The sequence below is a fragment of the Amnimonas aquatica genome, from assembly GCF_002943415.1.
GTDB lineage: Bacteria > Pseudomonadota > Gammaproteobacteria > Pseudomonadales > Moraxellaceae > Perlucidibaca > Perlucidibaca aquatica_A.
The window spans coordinates 1-10,896 of the sequence record NZ_PTQZ01000035.1; the positions used below are offsets into that span (position 1 = coordinate 1).

Consider the following 10,896-nt stretch of genomic DNA (forward strand, 5'->3'; position numbering starts at 1 on the left):
CTGAGACATCACGTCCACGGAGATGCGCCATGCCCGGCCGGTTGCGCCGCCACGCGCTGAAGGCAGGCCTGCGGCTGCTGGTGAAGACGCCGGCGCGGCTGCCGCTGCCGGCGCACTGGCTGCGCGCCGGCATGGCGCAGTTCGGCCGCCTGCTGGAACCGGCCGGATCTGACGCCGAGGTACGGCGGCAGACCCTGGCCGGCGTGCCCTGCGAGGTCCATGGCCAGGGCAGCCAGCAGGCCGTGCTCTACCTGCACGGCGGCGCCTTCTTCGCCGGCTCGCCACGCACGCACCGGCGGCTGGCGGCGCAGCTGGCGCAGACCCTGCAAGCCGATGTCTTCGTGCCCGACTACCGGCTGGCGCCGGAGCACCCGTGGCCGGCCGCGCACCAGGACGCGCTGGCGGTCTGGCAGGCCCTGCTGGCACAAGGCTACGACCCGGCACACCTGATGATCGCCGGCGACTCCGCCGGTGGCGGCCTGGCGCTGGGACTGGCCATCGCCGCGCGCGACCTCGGGCAGCCGCCGCCACTGGCGCTGCTGCTGATTTCCCCCTTCATCGACCTCACCCTGAGCAGCGACGCCATGCATTCGCTGGCCGGCCGCGACCCGGTGCTGTCGGCAGCGCTGCTCCGGCGCGCCGTCGGCTGGTACCGCTATGATCTCGGCAACGATGACCCGCGCCTGTCGCCGCTGCACGCCGACCTCGCCGGACTGCCGCCGATACTCGTGCAGGTCGGCAGCGAGGAAATCCTGCTCGATGACGCCCTGACCCTGGAGACCCGCGTGCGTGCTGTCGGCGGCTGCATCGAATGCCAGGTCTGGCCCGGCCTCTGGCACGACTTCCACCTGCTCGGCGACGAGCTGTCGGAAACCGCGCTGGCGCTGGACGCCATGGTGCGCTTCATCAGCGCCGTGCGCGCCGGCGAGAATCCCTGCCTGCGTTGAACATGACGCCCCGCCGGGAATGGCGGCAACAAAAAACCCGCCGAAGCGGGTTTTCAGTGCAGCGCTCGCAGCGGATCAGGCGGTCAGGGCCAGGATCTGCTTGAACAGCGCCTTCTGGGCGTCGCTCGGACGTGCGGACTGCAGCGTCATGAGCTTGCTCATGTCGCCTTCGACCTTGATCTGGCCGGTCATGAAGCCCTGCATGCCGGCAGCGGCATCGCCTTCCAGGAAGATCTTGCGCAGCAGGTCGGCCGGCAGGGTCAGCTTGGTGGCGGCACCGGCATTGTGGCCGCGCTCGAACTTGCCGCCGTTCAGGGCGAGGTCGACCGAACCTTCCGGGGCGCCGTTGACGGTGACGTTGAGGACCAGGCCAGCCACGCTGGACGGGATGTTCAGGTCGCCGGCAGCAGCCGTCAGTTCGTCAACCTTTGCAAACCACTCTTGAGACAGGAAAGCTGCCATTTTAATTCTTCTCCGGGTGTATGGATGAAATCGTGAAACGCCGGCATCAGCAGAAAGGCCGGGCAGCTGAACGTACACGATGCCCTGACGGGGTGCAACCGCAGGCAGGTGACACCGGGCCGGCCCCGGAAAACCGGCCGGACTCGGTCGCACACAGGCATCCGGGCACGCGTTGCGCCTGCCCGGACGATCTCTCAGATCGCGTCTTCGTTGGTTTCGCCGGTACGGATGCGCACCACGTGCAGCAGGTCGGTGACGAAGATCTTGCCGTCGCCGATCTTGCCGGTGGCGGCTGCCTGGCTGATGACGTCGAGCACCTGGTCCAGCTGGCCATCGGTGACGGCGAGGTCGAGGCGGACCTTGGGCACGAAATCGACAACATACTCGGCGCCGCGATACAGCTCGGTATGGCCCTTCTGACGGCCGAAACCCTTGACCTCGGTCACGGTCAGGCCGGTGACGCCGATGTCGGACAGGGCCTCGCGGACATCATCAAGCTTGAACGGCTTGATCACGGCGGTGATCATTTTCATGTGCAACCCCTTGTTCAGAATGACTTCTCAGTACCGATACCCCGGCCGCTGACCATGGCGACCGGCCGGAAAGCAGGCTGACAGCATAGCGGGAGCGGAGGTTTTCGCCCATCCTTGTCTGCCCACAAGCTGGCCGGTTGCGTGAAAATCCCGCCGGATCCGGGACAAACGCCCGGGCCTCATCCCTTCGTGCGACCTCCGTACCTTAGTCATAAGACAAAATAACGAGACAATAGCCCCACTTTTACGGTGCCAACTGTCGCTGGCGACACTGAAAATGTGCGCATCGACCTCTCCGCACGCCCGGACAACAGGAAGCCGCCATGTCCCACGCTCAGCCAGTCACCGCGCCGGAATACAACATGGGGGTGGTCAGGCAGTTCGCCATCATGACCGTGGTCTGGGGCATCGTCGGCATGGCCACGGGCGTGTTCATCGCCGCCCAGCTGGCCTGGCCGGCGCTCAACTTCGACATTCCCTGGCTGTCCTTCGGCCGCCTGCGCCCGCTGCACACCAACCTAGTGATCTTCGCCTTCGGCGGCTCGGCGCTCATGGCCACCTCGCTCTACGTGGTGCAGCGCACCTGCCTGACGCCGCTGTTCATGCCCCGGCTGGCGGGCTTCACCTTCTGGGGCTGGCAGCTGGTCATCGTGCTGGCGCTGATCACGCTGCCGCTGGGCCTGACCTCGACCAAGGAATACGCCGAGCTGGAATGGCCGATCGACATCCTCATCGCCATCGTCTGGATCGCCTACGCGGCGGTGTTCTTCGGCACCATCGTGCAGCGCCGGACCTCGCACATCTACGTCGCGAACTGGTTCTACGGCGCCTTCATCATCACCATCGCGGTGCTGCACATCGTCAACAGCGCCGCCGTGCCGCTGAGCCTGACCAAGTCCTACTCGGTCTACGGCGGCGCCATGGATGCCATGATCCAGTGGTGGTACGGCCACAACGCCGTCGGCTTCCTGCTCACCGCCGGCTTCCTCGGCATGATGTACTACTTCGTGCCCATCCAGGCCGGTCGCCCGGTGTACTCGTACCGCCTGTCGATCGTGCATTTCTGGGCGCTGATCTCGGTCTACATGTGGGCCGGCGCGCACCACCTGCACTATTCCGCCCTGCCCGACTGGACGCAGTCGCTGGGCATGGCGTTCTCGCTGATCCTGATCGCGCCGAGCTGGGGCGGCATGCTCAACGGCGTGCTGACGCTGTCCGGCGCCTGGGACAAGCTGCGCTCCGACCCCATCATCCGCTTCCTGATCGTGGCGCTGTCGTTCTACGCCATGGCCACCTTCGAAGGCCCGATGATGTCGATCAAGACCGTCAACGCGCTCTCGCACAACACTGACTGGACCATCGGCCACGTGCATTCCGGCGCGCTCGGCTGGGTCGCCATGATCTCCATCGGCTCGCTCTACGTGCTGATCCCGCGCGTGTTCGACCGCCAGGCCATGTATTCGACGCAGCTCATCAACGTGCATTTCTGGCTCGCCACCATCGGCACCGTGTTCTACATCGTGTCGATGTGGATCTCGGGCATCACCCAGGGCCTGATGTGGCGCGCCATCAATGCCGACGGCACGCTGACCTACAGCTTCATCGAGAGCGTGGTGGCCAGCCACCCCATGTATGTCGGCCGTCTCATCGGCGGCGGCATGTTCCTGGCCGGCATGCTGGTCATGGCCTGGAACGTGTACCGGACCGTCCGCGGCGCACAGCCGAAAGACCTGCCGGCAGCCTGAGGAGAACAAGCGATCATGGCTTCGTCCAAGCACGAACTGGTGGAAAAGAACGTCGGCCTGCTGTCGGTGTTCATCGTGGTGGCGATCAGCTTCGCCACCCTGGTGGAGATCGTGCCGCAGTTCTTCCAGAAGGAAACCACGCAACCGGCCTCGACCCTGGAGCCGCTCAGCGCGCTGGCCATGGAAGGCCGCGACATCTACATCCGCGAGGGCTGCCACGTCTGCCACACGCAGATGGTGCGTCCGCTGCGCGCCGAGACCGCGCGCTACGGCCACTACTCGGTGGCAGGCGAGTCGGTCTGGGAACACCCCTTCCTCTGGGGCTCCAAGCGCACCGGCCCTGACCTGGCACGCGTCGGCGGCCGCTACTCGGACGAGTGGCACCGCGCCCACCTGGTCAACCCGCGCGACGTGGTGCCGGAGTCCATCATGCCCGGCTACCCGTGGCTGGAAACCAATGTGCTCGACGGCAGGCTGACGGCGAAGAAGCTGGAGACCTTCCGCGGTTTCGGCGTGCCCTACAGCGACGAGCAGATCGCCGCCGCCGGCGACGAAGTGAAGGGCAAGACCGAGATGCAGGCGCTGATCGCCTACCTGCAGCAGCTCGGCCACGCCTTCAAGGACCGGGAACTGCGCTGAGCAGGGAGCAGAGATCATGGACCTGAACATGGACAACGGCACCCTGCACGGCATCGCCACCCTCCTCGCCATGGCGGCCTTCCTGTCGATCTGCTGGTGGGCCTACAAGCCTTCCAACCGGCAGCGCTTCGAGGACAACGGCCGCCTGCCCCTGGACACCGACCCGCTGTCTCCGCCGCCGGCAGACAAGAACGCGCGTGGAGACGAGAAATGACCGATTTCTGGAGCGGCTACATCATCGTGCTGTCGCTGGCCAACATCGTTGGCGTGGCCTGGCTGCTGATGTGGACCCGCAAGATGGACCTGTCCGACCTCGCCGAGGACGGCACCACCGGCCACGACTACGACGGCATCCGCGAGTACAACAACCCGCTGCCGCGCTGGTGGCTGTACTGCTTCTGGATCTCGATCGTGTTCTCGCTGGGCTATCTCGCGCTCTACCCCGGCCTGGGCAAGTTCCCCGGCCTGCTGGGCTGGACCTCGCACGGCGAGCTGCAGGCCGACGAGGCCGCCTACGACCAGCAGTTCGGCCCGCTCTACCAGGCCTTCGCGGCAACGCCGATCACCGAACTGGCCGATGACGAACGCGCCATGAAGGTCGCCGGCCGCCTGTTCGCCAACAACTGCGCGCTCTGCCACGGCAGCGATGCGCGCGGCGCGCGCGGCTTCCCCAACCTGACCGACGGCGACTGGCTGTACGGCGGCGAGCCCGAACGCCTGCTGGAAACCATCTCGCGCGGCCGCAACGGCATGATGCCGCCCTGGATCGGCATGCTCGGCGAACAGGGCGTGAAGGAAGTCACCGCCTACACGCTGTCGCTGTCCGGCCGCCAGGTCGACCCGGCGCTGGCGGCCACGGGCCAGGCGCGCTTCATGATCTGCGCCACCTGCCACGGTGCCGACGGTACCGGCAACCAGATGCTGGGCGCGCCCAACCTGACCGACAACATCTGGCTGTTCGGCGGCAGCGAGCAGCGCGTGGCCGAGACCATCGCCCACGGTCGCAGCAGCCAGATGCCGGCGTTCGAGAAAACCCTGGGACCGGAACGCGTGCACCTCATGGCGGCCTATGTCTATCGTATCTCGCGCGACAGCCGTCCGGCGCCGTCGCCCGAGGCCACCGCGGAGGTCGCACCCGGGGAGGCCGCTGCGGCACAGCCGGCCTCGGACACGGCGACGCCGGCCACCGGAGCGGCCCCGTGACGCTGCGGCGGGAACACTGACTGGCATGGCGGCCTGCGACCCTTTGTCGCAGGCCGCCAGCGCCCGGAGGCGCTAACATGGTGCATCGCGAGCTGGCAGGAAGATCGGTCTCATGAGTCGGCACATTCCGGTGCGCGATCTGTCTCCGGACCCGGTGCGCGTGCACACGCCGCAACCGGCGGGGCAGCCTGTCACCGTGGACCTCTACGCCCGGCGCGAGAAGATCCATGTGCGCGCGATCTCCGGCTTCTTCCAGAATATCCGCGCCACCCTGCTCTACCTGACCCTGGCGCTGTTCTTCCTGCTGCCCTGGCTGCAGTGGGACGGTCGCCAGGCCGTGCTCTTCGACCTCTCCGAACGCCACTTCCACGTCTTCGCCTGGACCTTCCTGCCCGAGGATTTCTTCTTCCTGTCCTGGCTGTTCATCATCGCCGCCTTCGCGCTGTTCGCGGTGACCGTGTTCGCCGGCCGCGTCTGGTGCGGCTATGCCTGTCCGCAGACGGTGTGGACCCTGCTGTTCATGTGGATCGAGGAGATGGCCGAGGGCGGCCGCAACGCCCGCGTGCGCCTCGACCATGCGCCCCTGGGCGCGGTCAAGCTGCTGCGCCGCGCCGTCAAGCACGGCGGATGGTTCGTCGTCGCTTTCTTCACCGGCCTGGCCTGCGTCGGCTACTTCACGCCGGTACGCGACTTCTGGCAGCACCTGAGCACCGGACAGCTCGGCTTCTGGACCAGCTTCTGGCTGGTTTTCTTCACCCTGGCAACCTATGTCAACGCCGGCTGGATGCGCGAGCAGATCTGCCTGCACGTCTGCCCCTACGGCCGCTTCCAGAGCGTCATGTTCGACAAGGACACGCTGATCATTTCCTACGACAGCCGGCGCGGCGACCCGCGCGGCTCGCGCAAGCGCGGCAGCGATGCAGTCGCGCAGGGCCTGGGCGACTGCATCGACTGCAACATGTGCGTGCAGGTCTGCCCCACCGGCATCGACATCCGCGACGGCCTGCAGTTCGAGTGCATCCAGTGCGCCGCCTGCATCGACGCCTGCGACAGCGTCATGGACCAGATGGGCTACGCGCGCGGCCTGGTGCGCTACACCACCGAGCACCTGCTGGAACAGCCGGGCACCGGCCGCTACCGTTTCCTGCGCCCCAGCCTGCTGATCTACAGTGCCGCGCTGCTGATCATGAGCGGCGCCCTGGTGTTCGCGCTGGTGACGCGCACGCCGCTGTCGGTCGAGTCGATCCGCGACCGCGGGGCGCTGTTCCGCGAGTCCGCCGAAGGCATGATCCAGAACAGCTACACGCTGAAGATCCAGAACAAGGCCCAGACCGGCGGCGAATACCGCATCTCCGCCACCTGCGACAGTTTCCGCATCCGTCTCGATGACGGCGGCGACCGGGTCCGGCTGGCGGCTGGCGAGCTGGCCACGCTGCCGGTGATGATCGAGGCCGACCCGGCCGACATCACCACCCGCAACGCCCGCGTCAGCATCACGGTGACGCGCGTCGGCGAGCCCAGCGTCAGCGCCACCACCGAGAACAGCTTCCTGTCGCCGCGCCTGTAATCGCGACGACAGCCAGGAGATCGACATGAACACGCCCGATGCCCGCCCCTGGTACCAGCAGTTCTGGGTCTGGTTCGTGATCGCCATTCCGGCACTGGCGGTGACCTTCTCGCTGCAGTTCGTCTACATCGCGTTCACCCACCAGGACCCGGTGGTGCGCGGCGACTGGTATCAGGACGGCAAGAGCGTGAACCAGAGCTTCATCCGCAGTGACCGCGCCAGCGCGCTGGGTCTGCGTGCCGACATCCGCTTCGACGAGGTCACCGGCGAGGTNTTGCCGACAGCCAGCCTGCCGCAGTGGCAGCAGATGCCAGCGATACCGGCGCCTGCTACCACTGCGGACTGCCCAACCCGACCGGCAGGCTGGCGGGAAAGCATGCGGCCGTGGTGCTCGGCAGCGAGCGCGTGTTCTGCTGCCCGGGCTGCCAGGCGGTGGCGGAAAACATTGTCGCCAGCGGGCTGGAAGGCTATTACCGCGAACGCGACCGGGGCGGCCGGACCGCCGGCGCACCGGTGCCGGCCGAGCTGCTGGCGCGCTTCGACCACCCTGCCGCGCAGCAGGAGTTCGTGCGTCGCGAGGGACGCTACGCCTGTGCCGAACTGAGCCTGGAGAACGTCAGCTGCGCCGCCTGCGCCTGGCTGATCGAGCGCCGCCTGGGCCAGGACGACGCCGTGGCGCAGGCTTCGGTCAACCTCAGCAACCACCGCCTGCGACTGGTCTGGGACAGCGAACGGCAGCCGCTCAGCGGCCTGCTGGCGGCGCTGGAAGCCATCGGCTACCGCGCCCGCCCGTTCCGTGCCGACACCCATGCCGCACAGCTGGCGGGCGAGGCACGCACCCAGGTGATCCGCGTCGCCGTGGCCGGGCTGGGCGCCATGCAGGCCATGATGTACGGCATGGGCCTGTACATCGGCGCTTTCCAGGGCATCGATGCGGAGTACCGCGACTACCTGCGCTGGATCTCCGGCCTGGTCACCACGCCGGTGTTCCTGTACGCCGGCTGGCCCTTCTACCGCTCGGCCTGGCGCGCGCTGCGGGCACGCACGCTGAACATGGACGTGCCGGTGTCGATCGCGCTCGTCGGCACCTTCCTCGCGAGCTGGTACGCCACCCTGATCCAGGGCGGAGAGACCTACTTCGACTCGGTGTGCATGTTCATCTTCTTCCTGCTCACCAGCCGTTACCTCGAGCTGAAGGCCCGCCAGCGCGCCGGCGAGACCGCCGCCAGCCAGCTGCTGCTGGTGCCCAGGCTGGCGCACCGGCTGCTGCCCGACGGCCGCCGGGAGACGGTCGCGGCCGACGACCTGCGCGCGGGCGACGCCATCCTCATCGAGGCCGGCGAAGCCGTGCCCTGCGATGCTCGCGTCACCGCCGGGCACGGCAGCGTGTCCGAGGCCCTGCTCACCGGCGAGCCGCTGCCGCTGCCCAAGCGCGCCGGCGACGACCTGATCGGCGGCAGCATCAACGGCGACCAGCCGCTGCACGCCGAAGTCACGCGCACCGGTGGCGACACCGTGCTCGCCACCCTGCACCAGCTGCTGTCGCGCGCACTCTCGGAGAAGCCGCTGATCGCCCAGCGCGCCGACCGCATGGCGCACTTCTTCGTGGCCCGCGTGCTGGTGCTGGCGGTGCTGGTCTACATCGGCTGGCAGTTCGTCGATCCCACGCAGGCGTTCTGGGCCACGCTGGCGGTGCTGGTCGCCACCTGCCCCTGCGCGCTCTCGGTGGCGACCCCGGCGGCGCTGACCACGGCCACCCACACGCTGGCGCGCGAGGGCTTCCTGCTCACCCGCGGCCATGTGCTCGACAGCCTGGCGCAGGCCACCCATGTGGTATTCGACAAGACCGGCACGCTGACCCTGGGACAGCTGACCCTGCGCGAATTCGACGTGCTGCGCGGTGACCGGGCGCAGGCGCTGGCACTGATCGCCGGCCTCGAGGCGGGCTCGGCGCACCCCATCGCACACGCCATGCAGGCTCTGGCGCGCGACGCGGACATCGCGCCCGCAAGCTTCGACGACACCCCGGTGCTGCAGCCGGCAGATGGCGTCAGTGCCCGCCTCGCCGGCCGCGCCTACCGCTTCGGTCATGCCCGCTTCGCGCTCGGCGCCGACGCCGACACCGGAGAGCAGTCGCTGACCCTGTGGCTGAGCGACGATGACGGCGCGCTGGCGCGCGTGGTGTTCGAGGACCAGCTGCGGCCGGAGGCGCTGCCGGTGCTGCAGGCGCTGCGCGCGCGCGGCCTGAAGACCCTGCTGATGTCCGGCGACCCGTCGTCGGTGCCGGCACAGGTCGCCGCCACCCTCGGGCTCGACGACTGGCAGGCCGGCATGACGCCGGCGGACAAGCAGCAGGCCATCGCCGCGCTGCAGGCGCAGGGCGCCGTGGTGGCGATGGTCGGCGACGGCGTCAACGATGCCCCCGGCCTGGGCCAGGCTCACCTCGGCATCGCCATGGGTTCGGGCACCGACCTGGCGCAGACCTCGGCTGATGTCGTGCTGCTCGGCGACCGCCTGCCGGCGCTGCTGCCGGCCTTCAGCGTCGCCGAGCGCACCGCCGCCATCGTGCGCCAGAACCTGCGCTGGGCGCTGGGCTACAATCTCGCCATCCTGCCACCGGCGGCACTGGGCTTCGTGCCGCCCTGGCTGGCGGCGCTGGGCATGTCGCTGAGCTCGCTGCTGGTGGTGCTCAACGCGCTGCGCCTGCGCAAGGCGGCCTGACCGTGCGCAGGCATCAGTCATGCCCCGGCACGCACACCCGCCGCACCGGCGGCGACCGGCAACCCGAACCGAGGCACGCGCCATGGAAGTGATCTACCTGCTGGTGCCGCTCAGCGTGGCCTTCCTCGCCTTCGCGGTCTGGGTTTTCTTCTGGGCCGTGCGCAGCGAGCAGTACGAGGACCTGGAGGGGCCGGCGCACCGTATCATCCTCGATGACCGCGAGAAGCGTCACGAGACCGCCGCCCGGCTCCCGGCCGGCTCCCGCCCCGCAGCCCCGGCCGGCACGGCACGCGATGCCGGCGGCGACCGCCACCCGGAGCCGCCGGCTTGAACATGACCGGCGACCTGGCCTGGCTGGGCACCGCCCTGCTCATGGGGCTGCTCGGCAGCACCCACTGCGTCGGCATGTGCGGCGGCCTCGGCAGCGCCTTCACCTACGCCCTGCCGGAAGCATCGCGACAGGGCCTGCGCCTGCTCGGCTGGCAACTGCTCTACAACGGCGGCCGCCTGCTCACCTACCTGCTGCTGGGTCTGCTCGCCGGCCTCGTGCTCGGCGGGCTGCAGGACGCGGACGGCGCGCAGCAGGTCATCCGTCTGGTGGCCGGCCTGTTCATGATTCTGCTCGGCGCCTACCTGGCGGGATGGCTGCAGGCGCTGGCCGTGCTCGAGCGCATCGGCGGCCCGCTGTGGCGAGCCCTGGCGCCGCTGCGCCAGCGCCTGCTGCCGGTGCGGCGGCCCTGGCAGGCGCTGGCGGCCGGCATGGTCTGGGGTTTCCTGCCCTGCGGCCTGGTCTACAGCGCCATGGCGCTGGCAGTGACGCGCGCGGCGCCGGCCGAGTCGGCGCTGGTCATGCTCGCCTTCGGCCTCGGCACCATGCCCGCGCTGCTCGTCACCGGCGCCGCCGCCGGCCAGTTCCGCCACCTGCTGCAGCGGCCGGGCACACGCCAGACCGCCGGCGTGCTGGTCATCCTGTTCGGCCTGTGGACCATGCTGGGCACGCAGATGCACGCCGGTCACGGGCATGGCGCGGCAGCGGACCAGCACGCATCCGGCCATCACGCGCCGGCCCATGCCCACGC

Annotated in this window: 11 protein-coding genes and 1 pseudogene; 10 read left to right on the forward strand and 2 right to left on the reverse strand. The window is 68.8% G+C overall.

What is annotated here, in order from left to right:
* Positions 1–29 precede the first annotated feature (29 nt).
* Positions 30–947, forward strand: coding sequence for an alpha/beta hydrolase (locus C5O18_RS02780; protein ID WP_105191339.1), 918 nt, complete (start codon positions 30–32; stop codon positions 945–947).
* 75 nt (positions 948–1,022) lie between these two features.
* On the opposite strand, the gene C5O18_RS02785 is transcribed toward C5O18_RS02780, so the two are convergent.
* Together C5O18_RS02785 and glnK are read right to left on the reverse strand one after the other, a co-directional pair.
* Entirely contained in the window at positions 1,023–1,409 is a 387-nt protein-coding gene (locus tag C5O18_RS02785; protein WP_105191340.1) for an SCP2 sterol-binding domain-containing protein, read from the reverse strand.
* A gap of 194 nt (positions 1,410–1,603) precedes the next feature.
* A complete protein-coding gene (gene glnK, locus C5O18_RS02790; RefSeq protein WP_105191341.1) occupies positions 1,604–1,942 on the reverse strand; it encodes a P-II family nitrogen regulator in 339 nt (112 codons plus the stop codon).
* Between the two features lie 323 nt (positions 1,943–2,265).
* On the opposite strand from glnK, the gene ccoN reads away from it, so the two are divergent.
* The 9 genes and pseudogenes from ccoN to C5O18_RS02835 all read left to right on the forward strand — a co-directional run.
* Entirely contained in the window at positions 2,266–3,687 is a 1,422-nt protein-coding gene (gene ccoN / locus C5O18_RS02795; protein WP_105191342.1) for a cytochrome-c oxidase, cbb3-type subunit I, read from the forward strand.
* A 15-nt stretch (positions 3,688–3,702) separates the two neighbouring features.
* Positions 3,703–4,326 (forward strand): cytochrome-c oxidase, cbb3-type subunit II, encoded by a 624-nt coding sequence (gene ccoO, locus C5O18_RS02800; RefSeq protein ID WP_105191343.1) that lies wholly within the window; start codon positions 3,703–3,705, stop codon positions 4,324–4,326.
* Between the two features lie 16 nt (positions 4,327–4,342).
* Positions 4,343–4,540 (forward strand): cbb3-type cytochrome oxidase subunit 3, encoded by a 198-nt coding sequence (locus C5O18_RS02805; protein WP_241146711.1) that lies wholly within the window; start codon positions 4,343–4,345, stop codon positions 4,538–4,540.
* Positions 4,537–5,529 (forward strand): cytochrome-c oxidase, cbb3-type subunit III, encoded by a 993-nt coding sequence (gene ccoP / locus C5O18_RS02810; RefSeq protein ID WP_105191344.1) that lies wholly within the window; start codon positions 4,537–4,539, stop codon positions 5,527–5,529. The genes C5O18_RS02805 and ccoP overlap by 4 nt, the downstream gene beginning before the upstream one ends.
* A 112-nt stretch (positions 5,530–5,641) precedes the next feature.
* Complete coding sequence (gene ccoG, locus C5O18_RS02815) at positions 5,642–7,096, forward strand: cytochrome c oxidase accessory protein CcoG (RefSeq protein ID WP_105191345.1); 1,455 nt, start codon at positions 5,642–5,644, stop codon at positions 7,094–7,096.
* A gap of 25 nt (positions 7,097–7,121) precedes the next feature.
* Positions 7,122–7,358: pseudogene (locus tag C5O18_RS10815) on the forward strand (FixH family protein); the annotation flags it as partial.
* A gap of 122 nt (positions 7,359–7,480) precedes the next feature.
* Positions 7,481–9,817, forward strand: a complete 2,337-nt coding sequence (locus C5O18_RS02825; RefSeq protein WP_241146712.1) for a heavy metal translocating P-type ATPase — start codon at positions 7,481–7,483, stop codon at positions 9,815–9,817.
* 82 nt (positions 9,818–9,899) lie between these two features.
* Positions 9,900–10,148 carry a cbb3-type cytochrome oxidase assembly protein CcoS gene (ccoS, locus tag C5O18_RS02830; RefSeq protein WP_105191348.1) on the forward strand — a complete coding sequence of 83 codons (249 nt, stop codon included), beginning with the start codon at positions 9,900–9,902 and terminating at the stop codon, positions 10,146–10,148.
* A 2-nt stretch (positions 10,149–10,150) separates the two neighbouring features.
* Positions 10,151–10,896, forward strand: a 746-nt coding sequence (locus C5O18_RS02835) for a sulfite exporter TauE/SafE family protein (RefSeq protein ID WP_105191349.1), incomplete at its 3' end; no start/stop codon positions are given.